This window comes from Marinobacter profundi, from assembly GCF_002744715.1.
GTDB lineage: Bacteria > Pseudomonadota > Gammaproteobacteria > Pseudomonadales > Oleiphilaceae > Marinobacter > Marinobacter profundi.
Genome location: NZ_KZ319379.1, coordinates 47326 through 70133, shown reverse-complemented (window position 1 = coordinate 70133; position 22808 = coordinate 47326). Strand labels below are relative to the sequence as shown.

14 protein-coding genes are annotated in these 22808 nt (G+C 52.7%); 11 read left to right on the top strand and 3 right to left on the bottom strand.

Going from position 1 to position 22808, the window contains the following annotated elements:
- Nucleotides 1-87 precede the first annotated feature (87 nt).
- Genes CLH61_RS17575 through CLH61_RS17565 form a run of 3 tightly spaced genes read left to right on the top strand, consistent with a single transcriptional unit; the run spans nucleotide 88 to nucleotide 11499 of the window.
- Nucleotides 88-3534, top strand: coding sequence for a hypothetical protein (locus CLH61_RS17575; RefSeq protein WP_143752173.1), 3447 nt, complete (start codon nucleotides 88-90; stop codon nucleotides 3532-3534).
- A 27-nt stretch (nucleotides 3535-3561) separates the two neighbouring features.
- Nucleotides 3562-9864: a DEAD/DEAH box helicase gene (locus CLH61_RS17570; protein WP_099616031.1), complete on the top strand. Its 6303-nt coding sequence runs from the start codon at nucleotides 3562-3564 to the stop codon at nucleotides 9862-9864.
- A 15-nt stretch (nucleotides 9865-9879) separates the two neighbouring features.
- The gene (locus tag CLH61_RS17565; protein WP_099616030.1) at nucleotides 9880-11499 is read left to right on the top strand and encodes a nuclease-related domain-containing DEAD/DEAH box helicase; all 1620 of its coding nucleotides are present in this window, start codon (nucleotides 9880-9882) and stop codon (nucleotides 11497-11499) included.
- Nucleotides 11500-11533: 34 nt separating this feature from the next.
- Here CLH61_RS17565 and CLH61_RS17560 read toward each other — a convergent pair whose 3' ends face one another.
- Nucleotides 11534-13132 carry a DNA cytosine methyltransferase gene (locus CLH61_RS17560; protein ID WP_099616029.1) on the bottom strand — a complete coding sequence of 533 codons (1599 nt, stop codon included), beginning with the start codon at nucleotides 13130-13132 and terminating at the stop codon, nucleotides 11534-11536.
- 102 nt (nucleotides 13133-13234) lie between these two features.
- Nucleotides 13235-14331 (bottom strand): IS3 family transposase gene (locus CLH61_RS17555; protein ID WP_228152692.1). Its coding sequence is split into 2 segments (ribosomal slippage): nucleotides 13235-14100 and nucleotides 14100-14331, totalling 1098 coding nucleotides; the frame shifts between segments, so codons are not numbered across the junction.
- A 201-nt stretch (nucleotides 14332-14532) separates the two neighbouring features.
- On the opposite strand from CLH61_RS17555, the gene CLH61_RS17550 reads away from it, so the two are divergent.
- Nucleotides 14533-14991: a very short patch repair endonuclease gene (locus CLH61_RS17550; RefSeq protein WP_099616028.1), complete on the top strand. Its 459-nt coding sequence runs from the start codon at nucleotides 14533-14535 to the stop codon at nucleotides 14989-14991.
- A gap of 25 nt (nucleotides 14992-15016) precedes the next feature.
- Nucleotides 15017-15175, top strand: coding sequence for a hypothetical protein (locus CLH61_RS18405; RefSeq protein WP_155522957.1), 159 nt, complete (start codon nucleotides 15017-15019; stop codon nucleotides 15173-15175).
- Nucleotides 15176-15278: 103 nt separating this feature from the next.
- Here the strand turns inward: CLH61_RS18405 and CLH61_RS17540 are convergent, their stop codons facing one another.
- Nucleotides 15279-15650: a thiol-disulfide oxidoreductase DCC family protein gene (locus tag CLH61_RS17540; RefSeq protein ID WP_099616026.1), complete on the bottom strand. Its 372-nt coding sequence runs from the start codon at nucleotides 15648-15650 to the stop codon at nucleotides 15279-15281.
- 242 nt (nucleotides 15651-15892) lie between these two features.
- Here CLH61_RS17540 and CLH61_RS17535 point away from each other — a divergent pair, with 242 nt between their 5' ends.
- From CLH61_RS17535 to CLH61_RS17510, 6 genes are all read left to right on the top strand, one after another.
- On the top strand, nucleotides 15893-17035 hold the full coding sequence (locus CLH61_RS17535) for an alcohol dehydrogenase catalytic domain-containing protein (RefSeq protein WP_099616025.1): 1143 nt from the start codon (nucleotides 15893-15895) through the stop codon (nucleotides 17033-17035).
- A complete protein-coding gene (locus CLH61_RS17530; protein WP_099616024.1) occupies nucleotides 17035-18075 on the top strand; it encodes a proline racemase family protein in 1041 nt (346 codons plus the stop codon). Before CLH61_RS17535 ends, CLH61_RS17530 begins: the two co-directional genes overlap by 1 nt.
- Nucleotides 18076-18173: 98 nt before the next feature.
- Nucleotides 18174-19823, top strand: coding sequence for an AMP-binding protein (locus CLH61_RS17525; RefSeq protein ID WP_099616023.1), 1650 nt, complete (start codon nucleotides 18174-18176; stop codon nucleotides 19821-19823).
- A gap of 107 nt (nucleotides 19824-19930) precedes the next feature.
- A complete protein-coding gene (locus CLH61_RS17520) occupies nucleotides 19931-20731 on the top strand; it encodes an ABC transporter ATP-binding protein (RefSeq protein ID WP_099616022.1) in 801 nt (266 codons plus the stop codon).
- Nucleotides 20728-21450: an ABC transporter ATP-binding protein gene (locus CLH61_RS17515; protein WP_099616021.1), complete on the top strand. Its 723-nt coding sequence runs from the start codon at nucleotides 20728-20730 to the stop codon at nucleotides 21448-21450. The genes CLH61_RS17520 and CLH61_RS17515 overlap by 4 nt, the downstream gene beginning before the upstream one ends.
- A 77-nt stretch (nucleotides 21451-21527) precedes the next feature.
- Nucleotides 21528-22742, top strand: a complete 1215-nt coding sequence (locus tag CLH61_RS17510) for an ABC transporter substrate-binding protein (RefSeq protein WP_099616020.1) — start codon at nucleotides 21528-21530, stop codon at nucleotides 22740-22742.
- Nucleotides 22743-22808 lie beyond the last annotated feature (66 nt).

Here is a 22808-nt window from a genome sequence, read left to right as displayed (position 1 = left end):
GCCGGTTAAAACCAAGATCGGCAAAAATCAGCGCTTATTCAGACCTTCCTTAGTTTTTAAATCGGAAGATAATTAAGTAGGGATATCATGCTTGATAGGGCAGATAGAGATATATCAGAGGTAGGGAGAGTTTTTTCGAGCCGAGGGCTGGAGACTGCGTATCTAGTTCCGACAGTCACTGGACTAGAAAAATCTATCATGGATGCTCATTCTCAGTTGGTGAACTACTTTAAAAAAACCGGTATTCATGATTTCTCAGGCCAGAGCAAAGGCCGCCAGGCGAAGCGTCTAATAACGACATGGTTTGTGACTAAAGATGACCTGATTGAAACGAAGACGTCCGTTTATCGCCCGGAAACTAAGCTAGGAGATCCAAGAATATGGATTTATAACTTAGGGAAATATGCGGAGCCTTGGAATTTGCTCGCCTTATTTGCTCATGGTGACGAGTTATTTGTCGTTAACACCAGCCATCAAGGTGTTCTGCACTCTGCAGACGATCCTTCAAGTCCACTTAGTTACGTATTAGATATACTGACAGGCGCGAAGAGTGACCCGCTGGACGATAAGTTTGCTGAGTGGAATCTTCGTCTACTTCGGAGCTTTTTCTCAGAGGCGTCGTCAGGTGAAGAGGTCTTTCTCCGTGTCGATAGGGACTTTCTCGATCAGATCGGGCAAGACATTGGCGGCGATGCTGGTTTTATTGAGGCTGTCAGAGCCGGTCCCTCATGGCTAGATCGAAGCCTTAGTTTCACTCGACACGTGATTGATCTTGTGGAACAGCGAGAAAAGCCGTCGCGTAGTTACAAAGATCCCGGGAAGTTTGATCCAGCATATCGCGGGGTTGGTGCTCCAGTGTACCTTCCATATCTAGCAGCATTGGTGAGAAACGATTCTATTACGGCACACTCCTATTATTCGAGACTGGAAGACGAGTTGGCTCTCATGCACAGCTTCGGGTCGCAAGAAATGACGCGGGTGGAGTTGGCATGGGAGGATCTCCAGAATTGGACAGAAGCTAACGAAGGGAGATTTGGATATTTTAGGTTAAGGCGGTTAGGTGGGTATCGGCTAATTGGTGTGCCTCGCTCTCAATGTATTCTTAAACCCAGTGATATTGAAAATTTGCCTCTGGCGTTTGTTCAAGCTCAGGTGAAAGCAGGTCAAGAGTTGAGCGAAAAAGCTGTCACACGCGTTATAGATGAATTAAGGGCGAACGAGTCGCTGTTTTCCGCTAGTTTTGAAAGTGCCCTTAGAATACCTGATTTCGAACAGCCTATTCGTGCAACGATCAGGACGGCATATTCGGACTGGGACGGGGGGTTACCGGCCAAGGATAACGGAACTCTTGGCAACGATTCGGAGAATGTTGGTGGACGATCTACGGGGCCTGGTATCGGATTGTCTGTTGTTGCCGATGAACCTTTGACGCTAGCCGCGGTTTGGAGGCTGCATTCCATTGCCCATGAAGGTAGGTTTGAAATTAGCTGTGGCGCCATTACTTGGGCAGGACAATTCTCAGGGACGGAAGGGGCGAGTACTGAGCTATCTGATGAGAATCAACCGTCGCTCTGGACAATAGCTGAGAGGGCATCCAGAGAAGATATTACATTTAGGTTTAAGCATTTTGGTACTGATGATACCGATCCTTCTACTCGACAATTGACCTTAGAGAAAAAGTTGTTATGGGTATTTGTTCCTGCCTATGACCTGGACAGTGGCCGTTACGAATTACGAGAGGGCGACCTGCCCGGAAGCGGCTCAGTTTTTCTCCTTGCGCCACCAGTTAATGCCGCTCATCTTATGGGCTACCTCCGGCGTGAAAATCCCATACATGAGAAGATCAAGGCATTGGGATTACCTGAAGGCTGGATCTTCGTCCGCGTCGATAGCTGCGAATCACTTACGGAAGGGCAAAGAAAACTACCCGATGGTCATGGGCGGCCTCGACCGAAGCCGAGGGTTATTCGCTTCGTTGGTGGGAGATCTATTCGGCGTGGATACAGCCGTATGTACCTACCCTACGACTTACCTACGATTGAACTGGATGCTCCCGAAGGAACTCAGATTGAGCGCCCCCATGGAATAGAGCTTGAGGAAGTACCTTACACCCCAGCTGAGGGCGCAGAACGCCTGCATTTTAAGCCGATGAAGAGGTACAAAATACGCCTATCTAGCTCGCGGAGTGCTTCTTACGAATTTCGTGCCGTAAATCCAAATGGTGAAACGTTAAACCAGTCAAAGCTCAGAATTTCCGGCATCGGGGGCGAAGTGGTCGATGTTGGGCAGCCGTTAAGTCTCGATAGAATTGGGCGAGCAATGCCCAGTGATGAGGGCCTATCTGGAGCATTACTTAGCCTGGATGAGCAGGAGCTTTTTGATCGTCGAGACGAGCTCCCTAAGTTTCGAATCGAAGAGAAATATTTAGGGTCTTATTACTCGAGTGAAGAATGGGCTCCAAGTGTTTCTGAGCTCTTTCTCGATGCATTGGCTCAGGCAGGTTCGATGAATTATGGGGTTGCGAGGGACTTGATGCGACGCTTGCTTTCATCAAGCGGGCAGGCTGGTGACGCTACTCTAATGCTCCTGGAGCTCCGTCGTGCGGGGTATCTGGAGATCTCCAAGACCCACAAAGGGCATATCGCAAGGATACATGCGGTAAGACCTACGTTCTATAGCCTGCCTCAAAGCACTTCCTGTCGTCCCGTCTGGGCTGTGACGGGAACCTTGCGGCTAAGCCATTGGGAGGCTTTGACCAACGAGACTGGAGTTTGGTCAGTTTACTGTCATAGAGCGGAAGCTCTGGCAGTTCGTGACGTTATTCTGGTCATTGAAAGCGAGGATGAGGCCTTCATCGGTGCTGAAGTCCTCGAGTTTCAATTCTCGAAGATGCCATGCCAAGCCATCATCGAGTGGGCCGCTGATTTGGGGAAATTCCGGGATGAAACCTTCCGAACTACCATGGAGTCTATTGGGAGGGCCCAAGATTCCGCGCTTAGATTTAATCCATCAAAAGGCCTATTCACGGCAACACCATCTGGCGAGTACTGCGAGCTCTGGAAAGTTCAAGACCTTGATACAGGCATAGATAACGTCTACGTACTTGTTGATCAGATGCGGTTTGCATTTGTGCGAGACTCTCGTTGGGGGGTGTGGCTCGCGTTGAATGAGTTCGCAAAATGGATTAGTGAGCGTCATGGGATGGAGGGGGTCCATCCTATACCTGTAACCTATCAAGTGAGTAGCGGAACCCTTTGGCTGCCAGCAAGAATAAGCCCACCACACATACTTGAACGAGCCCTTTATTATTGCAGTGGTTGCGCTCCGCATGTTGTTTCGTTGATGGCGTGCGAGTCTGCTACAGACCTGGACCGCATTTGCTTGTGTGAGAAGTTCTCTGGACAGCCCCTATTTAGCGCCAATAGATTCTATAGCGATATGGCTAATGGCCGATGGCTGGGATACAGAACTGTTCCAGAGCCAGTTGCCCGTTTGTTTGCGGAAAAAATTGGTGCTGTTTTAGATAAGATTTAATCAGGGTTTTAAATTTAAGGAGTTGTAATGAAAGACCCAGTTGGCGCGTATCAGATTTTTCAGGATGGTATAAAGAGATATATAACGTCAGCGTTTTCTACGAACTCAGACTCCTTTGAAGTGGAGCGAAAGAAGCTACTAGACCAGCCTGGGGTTTTATTTCAAGAGCCATATATTGAGCCGATTCCGACGTATAAGTCTGGCGCTAAGCTTGATGATTTAGCTGAAGACGACTTACCTTCTTTGAGTGACGAGGGGCGAGGGGCTTTTAAAAAAATTGTGGGTGCGGGCCTGTTTAATGGTGGCTTTCCGCTTTATCAGCACCAGCAACGCATGCTGAAAGAGTCGTTGCAGGGGAAGCATAGCGTAGTAGTCACTGGCACGGGGTCAGGTAAAACTGAGTCATTCCTGCTGCCTGCAATAGCGAATATTGTTCGTGAAGCAACGCACCCCAAAACGAGGTGGCCGGCACCTACCAAGACACCAGGAGCTTGGGATAGCGAAAACAGTCCAAAATGGGATGCTACGCGCAAGGATTTGCGAGGAGAGGCGCGCCCAGCCGCAGTGAGAGCATTGATCCTCTATCCCATGAACGCCCTCGTGGAGGACCAGATCTCCCGTTTGAGGCAGGCTTTAGACTCTGATCCAGTGCTCAGTGAGCTTGATAACTGCCTTTCCGGAAATAGAATTCGATTTGGCCGATATAACGGGGCTACGCCAGTCGCAGGCCACCCATTCAAACCGGATGGTAAGGCAAATGGCAGCAAAAGGACTCAACTAACCAAGGAAATGAAATCTGCAATTGCTGAGTATTCGGCGATGCGAGATAAGATCGAAAAATGTAAAAACGCAGTGGCGGAATGCGGTGTTGACGGTGTTGCCTTAAAAGCAGCAAAAGATGAATTGGATCAGGCATTAGAGGCAGCCAATTTCATTAGGAGAATGGCGCCGGATGCTGCGGAACTGTTTCACCGCTGGGAAATGCAGGTTACGCCACCAGATATTCTGGTTACTAACGTCAGTATGCTGTCCATCATGATGATGAGACATGCCTCGCCTGAGATAGCTGGAGATAGGGCTGATTCGGAGATCTTTGAGCGTACACGTAGATGGCTTGCTGAGGATCGCGAAAACCACGTTTTCCAACTTATTGTCGATGAACTCCATCTCCATCGTAGCTCCGCAGGTACGGAAGTAGCTTACCTCATACGATTACTTCTTGAGAGACTTGGGCTCACTCCTGATAGCCCACAGCTTCGAATTCTTGCGTCGAGTGCTTCTTTAGATGGAAATGATGACGAAACTTATAAATATTTGGGTGGTTTTTTTGGTTTCTCCCTAGATGAAGCAAAACGGCGTTTCCATATAGAGGCCGGGGAGCTGCAGTATCCGTTAGATCATGGTGTGCCCTCTTTTAGTTCAGACATATATCAGGTGTTGGCCGAAGCCGGGGAGTGTAGCTGGGGTGAGGAGGAGTCCCCTGAGATTAAGCGTGCAGTAGACCAACTGTGTGAGAATGTCGTTGAGTCGAATAAAGCAATCCTTGGTGCATTTAACTCGGGAGGAAGGTCAGTTGCACGGCCACTAGAAACAATCTCTAACCATTGGTTTGGCGACCTAGAGCCCTTCAAACGAGAGGTTGCGGTAAAAGGGCTCTTTAGGGCTCTTGGCTCTGACTCAGCCAAGAAGAGTGGAGCTTCGTTTCCGAGGCTCCGATTCCATTGGATGGCGAAAAACGTGGATGGGTTGTGGGCCACCATTGGGACAAGTGCCGACGACAAGAACCGACGCACGGGAAAGCTCATTCCAGAACGTAAGTTGTCGATTGAGGGGCGTCGTGTACTAGAGGTCCTTTATTGTGAGTGCTGTGGTACGCAGTTGTTATGTGGAAATAAGATTCCTTGGAAACAGAAAAATGGTCTAGGAATCGTATCTGAGACTAGTTTTGAACTCACCTCTCTCGAAACTCAGATTGAGGGTTTGCCTGAGTCCACTGTTGAAACCCGAACCGATGCGCAGACGTACCAAGATGTTGGCGTCGTGTGGTTGAAGCATCCGTCAGACGAATCAAAAATCGAAAACTCTGATCTAACGTGGTTGCAAGGAACAATAGAGACGCACTCGAATGAGGGCCGACCCGGTAGACCTGTCGATAGAAGGCCCGCTAGTTGGGTACCAGCATCCATAAACCCGGTTACAGGGTTGGTTCGTCTGGGTTCGCAAACGCAAGATGGCGAATTGCCTTGTTACTGGTTTCATATCGATGCGAATGAATTGCCTGGAGATGGTGCCGATAAGTACTCGGCAATGCCCCAGCGTTGTCCGTCGTGCCTAATTGATTATTCAGAACGGTACGGGCGTAGGTACCCTATTCGGTCGTTCGTGACTGGTTTGGCAATGTTGTCGCACTTGTTTTCTAAGCACCTGATGAGCGTTCTGCCAGAAGGGGGTTCAAGAAAGCTCGTTGGATTTTCTGATAGCCGTGAAGCAGCCGCTAACCTAGCAGTTGGTGTGGAAGAGTCCCAGTGGATGCTTCTCCTCCGGTCTCTGATAAACAGAGAGCTTAAAAAGTGGGCTTTGGGTGGGCTGGATGCCGTGAAGGCGGAAGTTCTCTCGCTATTTGAAGAAGGTCGAGAGGATCAGGTTCCCGCCCTAAGGAAAAGATTGAAAGAACAGATAGGTGAATCGCCGGAAGTTCTTGAAAGATTCACTTCTTTTGTGAGGGCGGTACGTGACATGAAGGACGATCCCGAGGGCTTAACTTCGCGGGATATTGAAAGCATCAACAGTGCAAAGTCACATCTACCTGGTTACGTAAAAGTTGATGATATTCTTGCCCCGCCCGGCGTTGATGGAGTAGTTAGCCCATTGTGGAAGGACTTTTTGGATAGGGGAGTTAACCCTGGAGGAGCGTCAATAGACAGAAAGCGACTTTCAAAGGATAAAGACTGGACTTCAATCTTTCGAATTAGTGAAGGAGAGTTGCTTCCTGAGTTAAATCCCGATGCAGCTCCTTACGAAGTACAAACGATTGCTACATCACTTCGAAAAAACGCTTGGAGAGCATTAACTGGACGGCTGCTCTATGACCTTGAAGCACAAGGTATTGGCCATCTTGCAATGCCTCCAGTCCCTCCCCTTGATGCGCCTACAGGGCTGACGGCTGAGCAGTTCCGTCAAGTTTGTGATAGCGCTTTGCGTATTCTTGCAGAGGAAAACCGGCTAGATCCCAACCCATGGGATAGCGTGACTGATGGTTGGCGCACTAATCAGCCAACGGGGGCTCAGAATGAGGGCAGCGCCAAAAAGCGCATCTGGTCATTTTTATCCACCGTTGCAGACCGTTATGGGCTGAGCATAGAAGTTTTACGCGATGCGGTGGTTAGCGCTTTCGTCGCAGTGGGGCATAAGCAAAGCGATGAATTGTGGGCTGTTGTAAGGCTGGAAAAATTGTGGGTGAAAGTGGTTGGGCCAGATAGTCGCCCATGGGAATGTGAGGGCTGTGGGCGATTGCACTGGCAACCCTCTGCGAAGGTATGTTCACGATGCTTTGGTAAACTTGAGGATACGCCAAATGGAACTCTGACAGCCCGCGAGTTAGAAGGTACCCATTACTACGCGTATGAAGCCCAGCAGGACTCGTCATTGTTCCGGATTCACTCCGAGGAGTTAACTGGACAGACCCATGACCAAGCGCAACGGCAGCGCCACTTTAGAGATATCTTTTTTGATAGAGAGATGATTGATGATGTTGTCACTCGACCAGCCATAAGAAATGTAGATGCTATAGATTTCTTGTCGGTGACGACAACCATGGAAGTCGGGGTCGATATTGGCTCTTTGCAGGCTGTCATGCAGGCGAACATGCCGCCCGAACGCTTCAACTACCAACAAAGGGTGGGGCGAGCAGGGCGAAAGGGGCAAGCATTCTCCGTGGCCTTTACTTTTTGTCGTGGCCAAACCCATGATCGAATTCACTTTGAGCATCCCGATGAAATGACTGGCGGTGTTCCTCCTCAGCCTCGGCTCGCAATGGGGGATGATCAAAAAATCTTGGCAGAGCGACTAATTGCCAAGGAGGTTTTGAGAAGGGCGTTTTTGGCGGGTGGAGTGTCATGGACGGATACGCATGACGCGCCAGATACTCATGGAGAAATGGGGCTGCTATGTAATCCTGAGGCTACCGTAGCCATCGTGAAGACTTGGGTAGATAGCAACAGTGAAGCAGTTTCCAAAATAGCCGGAATAATTGCTAAAGGTTCTGATGTCTCGGCTGAAGTTCTGCTGGCGTTTGTAGAAACCCTTCCACAAAAAGTTGGCCAGGCAATTAGCAAGACCGAGTTTGTGGCAAGCACTTTGGCTCATCGATTGGCAGAGGCGGGAATACTCCCGATGTTTGGCATGCCGACCAGTGTGCGTCAGCTTTATTTTGATTTGCCGTCTGGAAGACAAAACTATGAGTTGGATGCTAAGACTTTAGATAGGCCCGCCGATCAGGCTATAGCAGATTTCGCTCCAGGGTCTGAGCGAACATGGGATAAGCGCCGATTAACGCCTAAGTATGTTTCAGGCCCATTAGTTACTGATCTGCGGAGTAACAAGTGGCGTGCAATGGGGGCGCCGATAGGTGCGGCATATGTGCATGTTCGATGCAGTGCGTGTAGACAGTTGCACATTGAGCAAGTCCCTGTAGCCGAGTTGTATAGCTATAAAAGCCCCAATGGACTTTGGGATCCATCTTGGATTCAAACGCCCCCTAATTTCGTTGATTGTCCGAACCCTAGTTGTAAATCAAGTCATGCTAAACCTTATATGGCGGTGTCACCGAGAGCATTTGTGACCGACTTGGATACTCGGAAACCCGCCACTGGAGGCGGTGAGAGAAGAGGGCGCTCTGGTTCAACGGACATTACCAGTCCAAGGCTTAACGCAGAGGGGTATCAAAGTAATGGTAACTCTGAGATTAAGCTTGAGCGGCAGGCACCTGTATTCCGGACCAACGTTAATCGTGGTGAGTATTTCGGGTTCCAGCAAGTGGGCTCAATTTTTGAAGGGTGGGAGCGTGCTTCGGGAGACTCGGTTTGGTTATCGAGTGAGAATGACCCTGATCTAAGGGTTGCCCTGACGTCTGCAAAGACGACAGATATCCTTGCTATTCGAATGCTTGACGGAAATGGACTGAAGTACTTTGAGGGCCCCAACGAGTCTAGGCTAACCCGCAGGCGAGCGGCATGGTATTCGGCAGCAACGATACTCCAGAGAGCAATTGCATTAGAGCTTGATGTAGATTCAATGGACATCGAAATCGCATCTGTCCACGCAGTAAATTCGGTCAGTGGGGCGCTTGGTTTAAGTGGTGGTGAGCTGTACCTGGCCGATGCGCACCCAAATGGTGCCGGGCTTGTGGATTCCGCAAAAGATCGTTGGGTTTCACTATTGGAAGGATGTTTGTTTGGGGAGGGAGACTCTCCGAAAATGGGGCGAATGATACGTGAAGAGTTGGAATATGCCGCGAGGCCGGGAAATGAATGGCGTACCCCGGATCTTTTGCTGCGCGGTTTTCGCAACCGGCAACTACACGGGCTTTTAGATTGGGAACTCGGCATTGAGATGTTGGCATCGATGCTGGATAAAAACTATAGGCCGGGCTTGGATTCATGCGTTGCTGGGAAGTTGATACCAATGGGCCAAGACGGTTCTTGGAGCTCACGAGCCGAGTCTTTAACTCGTATGTGGAGCCAAAATCGTTTCCCCGTCGATACGATAATTAATGAAGGACCCATCCACGGTTGGGTTCATGACGGCGTGTTTAACGTGATAGTGCATCCATTATGGGACGGCTATCCAACATCTCAAAATGCCATCGGAAATGCTCACCGTTTAGCAGCAGAGCGGGGCTTCAAACAAATTAGACGGATAGATTCGTTTAACTTATCTCGTCGAATGGTTTGGGTTCGAGCAAATCTATTGAGCTCAGAATTGTTTGTGGTCGAGGATGTGGATTCTCATTTAGACGATGAGACCCTTACGGCAGTCGATGTGCCTAGCGAACATTATCAAACGGAAGTGGTAGTTCCACACGACCTTAGAGAGACCGGAGAAATGTACGCGCATGGGCGAGTCTGGGAGAAAACATCTACTGTAACACTGAGCCAACTTCGAGATGGTGAGGAGTGGCTGGCGGAATTCCCCGGCGGTAACTTGATGCCAGTGAAGGTCTCTCTTAAACGAGGGATGAGCGCACCTCGCCTGCGAAAAACGGATGGTTCAGGGTTTCTCTCTGCAGATGAGGCCTCTTATCTAAAATTTGTGGCAAAGCCAGTTGATTAAGCGGGGAGAAATCTTATGCCTAGAATAATTGGTAATCTCCCTGCGGATCGCTGGGAGAATGAGGTGTTGAAAGGGTTGAGAAACCAACTCCCGGATGACTGGGTTGTAATGCCTAGCGTTAAATGGACTTTGAAAAAAAATGGTTATGTTCGTGATGGCGAGGCCGATTTTGTTGTACTGATTCCTGAGTCCGGCCTTGTGATTCTGGAGGTCAAAGGATCAAAAGAATTTAAAGTGGGAGCGGATGGGGTTTGGCAACGAAAACAGAATGACGGTAGCTGGTTTAGCCTGAAGGAGGCCCCACCAGAGCAGGCTACGAGAAACATGTATGATCTCACCAGTGTGCTAAAAGAAAGGCAGGGATGGTCAGATTTTCCAGGGCGATACTCCTATATGGTTGTATATCCGCAGGGGGAGAGTTCTGAGCTACCAGCGATGTTCGACGCATCAACAATCGCTACGAGACGCCATATGAACTCATTGAGGTCCCGTATTCGGAAGTCTCTTGAGATGCGTGGTCATACAACCCAAGCTGAGAAGTTCAGTTCACATATTATTGAGACAATAATTGATCAGCTCAAGAATAGAGCCTTCGTTATTCAGAAGGTTGACACTGAAGAGGATGTCTCTAGTGACGTTGGGCAGATCGAGCAATTAACACGTCAACAGTTTGCTAGTCTTAAAGGCCTGTTTCAATTGCCAAGTGTAGCTGTGATAGGGCCGGCTGGGTCTGGAAAGACTGTGCTAGCAATTTGGCGACTTCAGGCGCTTATTAATCAAGGGCAGACTGCTGTATATGTCTGCTATAACCGAAGCCTCGCGGATGCCCTTAGGCTTCGCCACCCGGATTATGCAGACCATATTTGGAATGTGGACAGGCTTTTCTTGGCGCTACATAAAAATTCACACCCGGATATTGGTCAGCCAGAGTTCCATAGAGAAACACTCCCGTCTTTGATTATTGATTTAGCGGAGTCCGGAGCATTTAGAAAATATGATTCCATCATTGTAGATGAGGGGCAAGATCTATCAGAGTTGCAAGTGATAGCTCTTTTGGATCTATTATCAGAAGATGGATTGTGGGCGTTCTTTGCAGATTGGAATCAGGATCTTTATAAGTCAGGGTCTTCTACACCAATAGGTGCTGAGGTCATATTTCATCTACATCACAATTGCCGGAATGCAATTAAAATAAATGATGCATGCAATCGTTATCTGGGCACTAGCATTGATTCAATGCCGGGTATGCCCGATGGGGTCCGCCCGTTAGTTGAAGTTGTCAAGAATCAGTCGGTGAGGGTGTGGGAGCTTGCGCGACAATGGAGTGGGGAGGGTTCCGTTGTAATCCTTAGCCCATTTAAGTACGAAAACTCTTCAATGGCTGGGGAGAAGAAAGGACACGGCTTGATTTTGAGCACTGATATTAGTGATCTGGGCGAGAAAGATACGGTTGTTTTCTCCACTATCAAGTCATTCAAAGGAATTGAGGCATCTGCAATTATACTTGTCGATGCCTTGATTCCTGATGATCATTTAGCGTTTTCGCGAGAGGATTTATATGTTGCTACCACTCGCGCCACAACTAGACTTGCTATCCTCACTTCAAATCAATCTGTAGCTGACTATTTTAAATAATCAGGCGAGATTTTTTGCGGGGCGCGAGTGTACGTCATAACCGTCTAAGCAGGTCTGATATAGCCAGTCCAAGAGCCCTCCCCAAAAGGGGGGGGACGGCGTTTCCAACCTGAGTGTACTGAGGTACCTCGTATCGCCTCATATGACCCCCAGTGGTCACCTTTGAGCGAAATACAAAGTTATCAGGGAAGGACTGGATTCGTGCCATCTCCCGCACTGATAGCGTTCTAAGTTCGTCATGATCATAGTGGCAGGCATCGTCTGGAATAGAGAGTGCCGCTGGTGCCGGTTGTGAGGCTAAAAGGGCTTTTTGTGTCTGTTTTTTTGTGCCGTGCGTTATTAGATGATATTCCAAATCTGATTGCTGTCTAAAACAGTCAAAATTTCCCGACTCTGTGAGGAAGTCAAACTTCATTACTTTCTTTGCAACATCGCTTGGCAAAGATATGATTTCTCCCTTTAGAAGCTTTTTGACTACCTTTTCATCTGCAGTTGATAACTGTCTAAGCATTTGATAGATGCGAAAACGACGCTTTACGCGGTCGCCATTTTTGCGCATCTCATGATTTTCAAGATCATGTTTCGGTTCTATCTTCCGTTTCTGCACAAGGGGGCCGAAGACGCTGTTAATTTCTTTGACGTATTCGGACTTCGATCCTGATGACCGTAGTTTTAAGTCATCGATTGCATCGCTCACAGTCCTGATATTTTGATGGTAACTAATCAGAGGGCTGAGAAACGAATGTGCAAACTGGCAGAAGTCGCTTTGCTTTGCCGCGTCAAAATAGCGGAGGTCGGAAAAGTTAGGCTCAATCCCTTCCAATATGCGCTGATGTAGCTTGACCGACGGTTCAAATAGATCTTTTTCTGTCTGGTTGAGTGTTGGCTCTAGCTGCCTGAGGATATCTGAGCGAACTGCGATCATGATGAAACGTGGACGGTTCTGGGCAACCCCAGCGAACTTGGCGTTAACATGTAAGCACAGTGGGACATAGTCCACTGAGGCAAATGCCTTAGCGACTTCAAACCATGCATGGAATTCTTCCCCGTTGTCCCGAAAGGCGCGCAGTATTCCGGTCACATTCTCGAGTAGTGCAAATTTGGGCTGAGTAAGTTTGACGAATTTTGCCATTTCCCAAGGAAGGGAGTTTCGTTGGTTGTTGCGCTGTCGGAGGCCCGCAAGGCTAAAGCTTTGACATGGCGGGCCGCCGGAAACCAAGTCTAACTCGCCGCGACCGAAGCTTTCTCTTAGCTCTTTTGCATATGGAGGCTGAGCTTCAAGAAGGTTGTTTAGTTCAATAATACTACCGATTACGAGAGAGCCGTTTAGGTCATCAGTGGTAGCTATATCTGTTTCACCCCTGCCTAGCGGAGGGTACTCGTGGGGGTTTTCCTTCAGTCGATTGGAAAGGTCTGAGCCTGCATATTGGCTGCTTAACCACTTTGTTTGTTTTCTGGATTCAGGAGGGTAGTCCCCTGCAGAAATTGCGCGAAGATTCTCTCCGAAAAAGTTATAGGCAAAGGTTTCTGCCGCCATTGGAGACAGCTCGTTAGCCATGACAAGTCTAAAGTTGGCAGACTCTAATCCGAGTCCCAGGCCGCCACAGCCAGCAAAGAGCTCAATATGGTTCACTGTTTAGTACCCGCAGATTGCTGAATGGGTGCGATTGTACGGGACCTTGGGGTTTCTGTCCAGGATGTCATGCGATTGACCTGCCCCCGATCACTGAACCGCTCACTGCTTAGTAAAGTCGGTTAATTTCGACCCATTTCCCATAGTCCGGTAGCCAGCGGCAAACTCCAGTGGCGTCTGGTAGTTCAAAGCTGAATGCGGCCGGTTTTCATTGTAGTCCCGCCGCCAGTTACCGATGATCTCCCTGGCATGGGCCAGATCTCGGAACCAGTGCTCGTTCAGACACTCATCTCGAAAGCGCCCATTGAAGCTTTCGCTAAAGCCGTTCTGAGTAGGCTTCCCCGGCTGGATCAGCTTCAGCTCCACCCGGTTGTCATAAGCCCACTGATCCAGCGCTTTACTGGTGAACTCCGGCCCTTGGTCTGTCCTGATAGCTTGAGGATAGCCTCTGAAGGCGGCTATGGCGTCGAGGGTGCGGGCCACCTGATCACCAGAGATGCCGTTGGCCACAGGGATGTCGAGACACTCCTTTGTGAAGTCATCGACAATGGTCAGGCACTTGATCCGCCGGCCGCACGCCAATGAGTCCATCACGAAATCCATGGACCAGGTCTGATTCGCAGCTTCTGGCAGCACCAGAGGCTGACGCTCCATGGCGATACCCTTGCGGCGCTTGCGTTTCGGCACGGCCAGACCGGCCTCCCGATACAGCCGGTAAACCTTTTTATGATTCACGTCGATGCCTTCCCGTCGCAACAGTTGGTGAACCCGTCGATAACCAAACCGACGGCGCTCATGGGCCAGTTCCGTAATGCGCTTGCTGAGCGCACTGTCTGCAGCTGCGACGGTGGATCGATAGTGAAATGAAGCGCGGGATAACCCGACGAGAAAACAGGCCCTGCGTTGTGAAATCGGCGTCTGCTCCTGCATCGCCCGCACGGCCTCGCGCTTGTTCTCGAGGGTCAGTACTTTCGGTTGAGGGCTGCCTTCAGGGCTTCGTTGTCCAGAAGCGATTCAGCCAGTAGTTTTTTGAGTCTGGCGTTCTCGTCCTCGACAGCCTTCAACCGGCGGGCTTCTGAGACCTCCATGCCGCCGAACTTCTTGCGCCAGGTGTAGAAAGTGGCGTCAGAAATGTTGTGTTTGCGGCACAACTCCTTCACCGGCAGGCCGGCTTCGGCTTCCTTCAAAATGCTGATGATCTACTCGTCTGAAAATCGCTTTTTCATGTTCATCGTCCTCTGCTGTGATGAACATTACTAAGCTGAAAACGGTTAAGCCAGAGGGGAGCAGGTCACGATGACCGTTAACTACTCGGAAAAGTCGACAAGGAGGCCTAGTCTAGGCAGACCATAACTGTTTCGATTGGATAGGTGCCTCAGAGGAACTGAGAGGTGTAGATCATGGGCGCGATAGACGAAAAAGCTTCGAGGCGGAAGATTATGCAGGGTAACAAGGGTAAGAATACCCGGCCTGAACTTAAGGTAAGAAAGGTGCTGCATAGTTTAGGTGCACGATACCGGCTTCATCGGAAAGACCTCCCGGGTAAGCCTGATATTGTGATGCCGGGAAGGAGGTTGTGCATCTTTGTTCATGGTTGCTTTTGGCATCAACATGAAAATTGTCCTCTGTCGTCAAGTCCTAGGAAAAACGTGGAGTTTTGGCAGGCAAAGTTTGAAGCAACCAGGAAGAGGGACGTTCGAAGTCAAGAGGGACTGAGGCGATTGGGGTGGCACGTAGCAGTTATCTGGGAGTGCGAGGTTTGTCGGTCAGCTGAGCTGAGGGAGAGACTCGAGCGCATGCTAGACACCTACCCTCTTATTGCCTCATCGCGCCCAGTCAGGCCTAGACGGAGTTTGTGATGTGCGGGGTGGAGTGTCTCGGGACTTGCCACTCAGTTACCGTTTCGATCTGGTGCTGGTGTCTGCGGTGTGGATGCACCTTCCGCCCACAGTCGCGGAATGGGCGCTCTGCATTCTGACAGAGCTGCTGGCGACGTCCAGTATGTTGGTGGTCGCGCTTCGCAATTGGCCGGGCGATGGCTAGCGGCAGTTTAATGAAGTCACCGAGGCCGCGCCGGATAGCTTTGCCCGCAATAACCCGTTCCGCATTGTTTGTTAGTTAAGGAGCATCTCGCCGGTCCCGGAAATTAGGTTTTCTCCACTCCAAAAGCACAAGCATACTTCCGTTCATACCGCCAGTCAGCCCATCTCTCATACACCCGCCTGGCAATCGGGTAGATAACCGGCCACAACAGTGGCTTGAACAGCCAGCCAAATCCCGTGTGCCCCCAGGCGCGCACATTGGCGTGCAATCCGGTTACCCATTCGCCGTTGCTGGTCATCAAGTGCAGGCGGCGGAGCAGGTTTTCGTGGGAAGGCAGATTCCGGTTGCCTTCCGGTTGTTCGTGGATGTTCGCGAAGATGAGTTGCCCACGCTGTAGCCGGCGCAGGGTGCGGATTTCTTTTGTGCACAACGGGCACCGGCCATCGTAAAACAGTGTGTCGAATGTTGGGTTCATGCAGCTTCCGGTTATCGAGTTTCTCATAGTTATACGAGCCGTGTTGCTGGCGGTTCTGCTGGCGGCATGCCTGATGATGGTGATTCAGGCAGAACCGAAGCAGACCCCCGGATTGCAGCCGGTCTGCCGAGTGATTGTCCGTTAGCCGGATCGATATCCAGCCCTGTCCCTGACACTCCGGGTGATCTTTTCTATTCTGTTGGATAGACCACCATTCAGCAGGCAGGGAGGTTCACCCAGCCATGATCCCGAATACCATGAAGGCCATGGTTCTCACCGGTCACGGTGATATCGACAAGCTTGAGTATCAGGACGTGCCCACGCCGAGTGCCGGTCCCGGCCAGGTGCTGGTCCGGGTTACGGCGACGGCAAAGAACAACACTGATCGCAAGGCCCGCGAGGGCCTGTATCCCACGAAAAAAGGTGAGATAGCCTCGTTCCGCATGGGCGGTAAAGCCACGCTGACATTTCCGAGAATTCAGGGGGCGGACATCGTCGGGCGGGTCGTCGCGGTTGGCGAGGGGGTCAGTGACCGCAGGATTGGCGAGCGGGGTCTGCTGGATTTCAATATCTACGCCGATGGCCGGAGTGACATCAACCTGACCCCGGATTATTACGGTCACGGTGCCGACGGTGGTTTTGCCGAATACGTTGCTGTTCCCTCCGCGCAGTTCCATCACATTCCCAACCCGGAATTAACGGATGCCGAACTGGCGGCCATGGGCATGTGCTCCTACCAGACCGCCATGCACATGCTGACATCCGCCGAAATCCGGGCCGGCGAGCGGGTATTGGTGACGGGCGCCAGTGGCGGCGTGGGAACGGCGCTGATTCAGCTTTGCCGTCTGCTGGGTGCCATACCCTATGCGCTGAGCCGGCAGGATAAAGAGGCGGCGCTGCTGGCGCTCGGCGCGGAGGCGGTGCTGGACCGGTCAAATATGGGCAACTTTACCAACCGGGTGAAGGCAGACACCTTTGGCAAGCCCATTGATGCGGTTATGGATCTGGTGGGTGGCGAGATGACGGACCGCCTGATCGACACCATGATTTTCGACATGAACGCCCGGGATACCTACCCGCGCCTGAGTATTGCCGGAGCCAGTGGCGGCAATATCAGTGAGATCCTGTGGACCCGGATCTACCTCTATCAGGTGCAGATTTACGGCGTATCCCATGGTACCCGGGCGGAGGCAGAACAGCTGATCACCTGGATCCGTGGCGGTCAACTGAAACCGGTACTCCATGGCGCCTTCAGGCTGTCCGGGTTGCATCGGGCCGAGCAGTATTTTGTGAACCGGAGCAGCCAGTTTTTCGGCAAGATCGTGATCGTTCCCGATTCCCAGTGGGAGGAACACGGCAAACCCTGGTCACTGGAGCATGCCTGATGAAGCCGGAACTGACCCTTCAGTTAATGGATACCCACGCCGGCGGAGACGTCAGCCGCATCGTGACCAGAGGCATTGACCGGTTGCCCGGTGCTAGCGTGCGGGCACAGATGGAATACTTGAGGGATAACGCCGACGGTTTGCGCCGGCTCCTGCTGGAGGAACCCTACGGGATACCGGAAATGTCGGTGGATCTGCTGGTGCCGGCAACCGACGCCAGGGCGGCTGCCGGTTATATCATCATGGAGGTAATGGGTTATCCCATCTATTCCGGGTCCAACACCATCTGCACCGCCACCGCGGTACTCGAGGCGGGCATTGTGCCCAAGCAGGAAGGCCGGCAGCAGTTCCTGCTGGAATCCCCGGCCGGTCTGGTGCAGATCGAGGCAACCGTACACGAGGGTGTGGTGGAGGCCATCACCTGCGAAGGCCTGCCCAGTTATATTCACAGTTACCAGGCGACCATTGATGTGCCGGGGCTGGGCAGGGTTACCTACAGCGTTGCCTACAGTGGCGGTTTCTACGCGTTGGTGGATGCGGCCAGCCTGGGTTTTGATCTGACCCTGGATGAAGAGCGCACTCTGGCAACAACCGCCCATGCCATTGTTGAAGCCATCCAGGCCGAGCGGGGCTTCTCCCATTACACCTTGGGAGATATCGGCCCCCTGCCATTTCTGCACTTCATGGGGCCGCTGGAACTGGTCACCGACGGATATTACCGCTCCCGCTCGGCCACTTACGTGCATCCGGGGGTGATTTGCCGGAGCACGACAGGCACCGGCACGTCGGCGCGGCTGGCACTGATGCACCATGAAGGCCGACTAAAACCCGGTGACAAGCTGGAAACCGTTTCTCTGCGGGAAACCGGGTTTATCGGCCAGTTCACCTCGGTTGAGCGGAAGGGCGAGTACCAGGTTATCGGGAACAACATCACCGGCAGGGGTTACGTGATTGCCCGTTCGGACATCGTGGTGAACTGCGATGACCCGCTGGTGGATTGCGGCTCGCTGCACCACATTCTGTCCGCCAGCGACCCCTGAATTCTCTTTTTTTGATCTAATGTTTACCTTTACGTAAAGTGAAGGCTATGCTAAACCTTGATCCGTGCACTCAATGATAAAAACAACAGGAGTTGATAATGAGCCTTCCGGAATACACCGACGTTTATAACAACTTCGATCCTGCTGCTCTGGAAGCGGCCATCCTGGATGGGCGTCTGGACAGCGGGCTCAATGTCTGCCACGAAATCTGCGACAAGTGGGCCGATGACCCGCAGCGAGTCGCCCTGTATTACGAAAAAGACGGCGGCGGGGAGGGCGTTCTGACCTTCGCCGAGCTGAAAGAGCAGTCGGCGCGTTTTGCCAATTACCTGAGCACCTGCGGCATCGGCAAAGGCGACCGTGTCGCGGGCCTGTTGCCAAGAAGCCCTGAGCTGTTGATTGTAATTGCCGGTGCGCTGCGCGCCGGTGCCGTGTATCAGCCGTTATTTACCGCTTTCGGTTCCGGTGCCATCGAATACCGGCTGGAGCGCGCTGGTACCAGGCTGGTGGTGACGGATCCTGCCAACTACCCCAAGATGACGGAGGTGAACAATGCGCCGCCCGTTATCTGTGTCAACGCCAGCGAAGCCGGGGCTGCCATCCCTGACTTTGCCAGCAAGCTGGCCGAGCAGGACGCCGGTTTTGAGCCGGTGATGATCAAGGGCACCGATCCTTTCCTGCAGATGTTTACCTCCGGAACGGTAGGCAAGGCCAAGGGTGTTGCCGTGCCGGCCCGCGCCCTGATGGCGTTCTACGTGTACATGAAATACGCCATCGATCTGCGTGAGAGTGACCGCTACTGGAACGTGGCAGATCCCGGTTGGGCCTATGGTCTATATTACGCGGTCGTGGGGCCGCTGCTGATGGGCCACGCCACCCACTTCAATCCGGGCGCATTCACCCCGGAATCCACCTATGACATGATCCGCAAGTACAAGATCACCAACCTGGCGGCAGCGCCCACCGCTTATCGCCTGCTCAAAGCCAACGATCACATACTGCCGGAAGGCGAAAACCTTGGCCTGCGGGTGGCCAGCAGTGCTGGCGAACCATTGAATCCGGAGGTGGTCAACTGGATCAGGAACCGCCATTACTGCCCGGTGAAAGACCACTACGGCCAGACCGAAACCGGCATGACCTGTTGTAACTTCCACGGCCTCAGCCATCCGGTACGCCAGGGCTCCATGGGGTACTCCTCTCCGGGCCACAAGGTAGTTGCACTCAACGAGAACAACGAGGAAGTGGGCGAGGGTGAGACCGGCCAGCTGGCGGTGGATGTGAACGCGTCGCCGCTATTCCATTTCGACGGCTACACCTGGGGCGAGAAAGACCCGTTCGTCAAAGGCTACTACCTCACCGGCGACATGGTGATCTGTCACGGTGACGGCAGTTTCTCCTTCAGCGGCCGGGATGACGACATCATCACCACCGCCGGATATCGGGTGGGGCCAGCGGATGTGGAAAGCACGCTGCTGGAACACGCCGCCGTGGCCGAGTCCGGGGTGGTGGCCAAGCCCGACGACAAGCGTGGCTCCATCATCAAGGCCTATGTGGTGATCAAGGCCGGTCAGGAGCCGGGCGATGACGACGCCCTCAGGACCGAACTGCAGGAACTGGTGCGGCGGCGGCTGTCCACTCACGCTTACCCGCGAGAGATCGAGTTCGTCGACGAATTGCCGAAGACACCGAGCGGAAAGATCCAGCGCTTTGTGCTGCGCAATCGCGCAAAGGATGAAGTCGGGGCCTGACAAAACCACGGTGAAAATGTGGATTTTTAGTTTGACGTTTACGTATACGTTAACCTAATCTGTCCTGTACTTCAGATTTACAACAATAACAAAAGGTAGAAAGGCACATGAGTGACCAGTTCGTACTGGAGACCCGGGGCCTCGTCAAAGAGTTCAAAGGCTTTGTTGCGGTCGATGACGTTAACCTGAAGATTCAGGACGGCCACATCCATGCTCTTATCGGACCGAACGGTGCCGGCAAGACGACGGTCTTTAACCTCCTGACCAAGTTCCTGACGCCGACCCGTGGTCAGATTCTGTTCCGGGGTGACGACATCACCGCCATGAAATCGGCCGCCATCGCCCGCAAGGGCGTGGTGCGCTCCTTTCAGATTTCCGCCGTTTTCCCCCACATGACCGCATTGGAGAATATCCGTGTGGCCCTGCAGAGCTTCGAGGGCACCTCCTTCAGCTTCTGGAAGTCCGGCACCTCCCTGAACAAGTTGAACGACCGCTGCATGGAGTTGCTGGATTCGGTAGGGCTGGCTGAGTTTGCCAATACCACCACCGTGGAGCTGGCTTATGGCCGCAAGCGTGCGCTGGAGCTGGCAACCACCCTCGCGATGGAGCCGAAGCTGCTGCTGCTTGACGAGCCGACCCAGGGTATGGGCGGCGAAGACGTCGACCGGGTAGTGGAGCTGGTGAAAAAGGCCGCCGAGGGCCGAACCGTACTGATGGTGGAGCACAACCTCAGTGTCGTCAGCCGGTTGTGTGACCGGATTACGGTGCTGGCCCAGGGATCGGTGCTCACCGAAGGCGATTACCAGTCGGTGTCTGCCGATCCGCGGGTACGCGAGGTTTACATGGGCACCGCCAATGACAAGGCAGCCAAGGCGCAGACGACGGCCACGCAGGAGACAGTTGAATGAGTCGCGGTCCGGACAAAGAATACGAACAACTGCGGGTTTCCGGGCTGCACGCCTTTTACGGGGAGTCCCACATTCTTCATGGTATTGACCTTGTGGTACACCGGGGGGAGCTGATTACCCTGCTGGGCCGTAACGGGGCCGGACGCAGCACCACCCTCAAGGCCATCATGAACATGGTAGGTCGCCGCACCGGCTCCATCATGATCAACGGCGAAGAGACCATGGCCTGTGCGCCACACCATATTGCCAGGTTGGGTGTCGGGTATTGCCCCGAGCATCGGGGCATTTTTTCCGCGCTCAACGTCCAGGAAAATCTCACCCTGCCTCCGGTAGTGCGCAGTGGCGGCATGAGCCTGGAAGAGATCTACACCATGTTCCCCAACCTTTACGAACGTCGCTTCAGCCAGGGCACCAAATTGTCTGGCGGCGAGCAGCAGATGCTGGCCATGGCGCGGATTCTGCGTACCGGCGCCAACATGCTGTTGCTGGATGAGATCACCGAGGGCCTGGCACCGGTGATTGTCGAGAAGCTGGGCGAGGTATTGATCAAACTCAAAGAGAAAGGTTTGACCATCGTACTGGTGGAACAGAATTTCCATTTTGCCGCGCCGCTGGCCGACCGCCATTACGTTATGGAACACGGTCAGATCGTGGAAGAGATCAGCGCCGACGAGCTTGATGCCAAGCAGTCGATGCTCAACGACTATTTGGGTGTGTGACACCGGATAGAGTGCAACAACAACAATAGAACCAACAACCCGAACAACCGACGCAAGACAGTAGCGGAGATACAATAATGACAATGATGAAAAAGCTTCTGACCTCAGCCGTTGCATCAGCCCTGATGGTGGGTGGCGCCCAGGCGGAAATTACCGACAACACCGTGAAAATCGGTTATCTGGCCGATATGTCCGGAACTTACCGTGACCTGGCAGGACCGAACGGTCTGAAAGCCCTGGAAATGGCGATTGCGGATTTCGGTGGCAAGGTAAAAGGCGCCAAGATTGAAGTCGTCAGTGCGGATGACCGAAACAGCCCGGATGTCGCGTCCAGCACCGTCCGTCGCTGGCTGGAGAACGACAAGGTGGACATGGTCAGCGGTCTGGTTGCCTCTTCCGTCACCATTGCAGCCACCAAGATCCTGGAAGAAAACGACAAGCTCGGCCTGGTTTCGGGCTCTGCCGCCTCCAGCATCACCAATGAGCACTGTACGCCTAATCACATCCACTACGTTTATGACACCTACGCGCTGTCCATTGGCACACCGACCGCGATCGTCCAGGAAGGGGGCAAGAGCTGGTATATCCTGACCGCGGACTACGCGTTCGGCCATGCCATGGAAGCCGACGTTACCCGCGTGGTGGAAGCCAACGGTGGCGAGATTGTGGGCAGCATCCGCCATCCGTTCCCGACTCCGGATTTCTCCTCGTTTATCCTGCAGGCTCAAGCGTCAGGTGCTGATGTTATCGCCCTGGCCAACGCCGGTGCCGATACCACCAACGCCATTACCACCGCCAGTGAGTTCGGGGTGACCCAGGCTGGCCAGACCATTGCCGGTCTGGTGGTGTTCCTGAGTGACGTTCATGCGCTGGGTACCCAGGCCGCTCAGGGCCTCCAGCTGACCACCGGCTGGTACTGGGATATGAACGACGAGACCCGCGAATGGTCTGATCGCTTCCTGAAGGAAACCGGTGCCCGCCCGACCATGGTCCATGCCGGCATCTACTCCAGCGCCATGCAGTACTTCAAGGCGGTGGAAGCCACCAACTCCGATGACGCCCAGACTGTACGCAAGTACATGATGGAAAATCCGATCAACGACATGTTCGCGAAGAACGGTCGTATCCGCGAAGACGGACGCATGGTGCATGACATGTATCTGGCCCAGGTCAAGACTCCGGAAGAGTCCAAGGATGAGTGGGACCTGTACAAGATCGTCCGCACCATTCCGGCCGACGAAGCCTTCCGTCCGCTCTCCGAGAGCAAGTGCAAGCTGGTAGCCGGCAAGTAAGGCTGCGGGCAACAGGGCTCCCCGTCGCCAGGCGGGGAGCCCGGGCCAACCTGCAAAGACGGCAAC

What these genes read in the sequence shown, in the direction of transcription:
- CLH61_RS17575 (WP_143752173.1), top strand. Translation starts at nt 88, where the DNA reads ATGCTTGATAGGGCAGATAGAGATATATCAGAGGTAGGGAGAGTTTTT.
- CLH61_RS17570 (WP_099616031.1), top strand. Translation starts at nt 3,562, where the DNA reads ATGAAAGACCCAGTTGGCGCGTATCAGATTTTTCAGGATGGTATAAAG.
- CLH61_RS17565 (WP_099616030.1), top strand. Translation starts at nt 9,880, where the DNA reads ATGCCTAGAATAATTGGTAATCTCCCTGCGGATCGCTGGGAGAATGAG.
- CLH61_RS17550 (WP_099616028.1), top strand. Translation starts at nt 14,533, where the DNA reads ATGGGCGCGATAGACGAAAAAGCTTCGAGGCGGAAGATTATGCAGGGT.
- CLH61_RS17540 (WP_099616026.1), bottom strand. Translation starts at nt 15,650, where the DNA reads ATGAACCCAACATTCGACACACTGTTTTACGATGGCCGGTGCCCGTTG.
- CLH61_RS17535 (WP_099616025.1), top strand. Translation starts at nt 15,893, where the DNA reads ATGATCCCGAATACCATGAAGGCCATGGTTCTCACCGGTCACGGTGAT.
- CLH61_RS17530 (WP_099616024.1), top strand. Translation starts at nt 17,035, where the DNA reads ATGAAGCCGGAACTGACCCTTCAGTTAATGGATACCCACGCCGGCGGA.
- CLH61_RS17525 (WP_099616023.1), top strand. Translation starts at nt 18,174, where the DNA reads ATGAGCCTTCCGGAATACACCGACGTTTATAACAACTTCGATCCTGCT.
- CLH61_RS17520 (WP_099616022.1), top strand. Translation starts at nt 19,931, where the DNA reads ATGAGTGACCAGTTCGTACTGGAGACCCGGGGCCTCGTCAAAGAGTTC.
- CLH61_RS17515 (WP_099616021.1), top strand. Translation starts at nt 20,728, where the DNA reads ATGAGTCGCGGTCCGGACAAAGAATACGAACAACTGCGGGTTTCCGGG.
- CLH61_RS17510 (WP_099616020.1), top strand. Translation starts at nt 21,528, where the DNA reads ATGACAATGATGAAAAAGCTTCTGACCTCAGCCGTTGCATCAGCCCTG.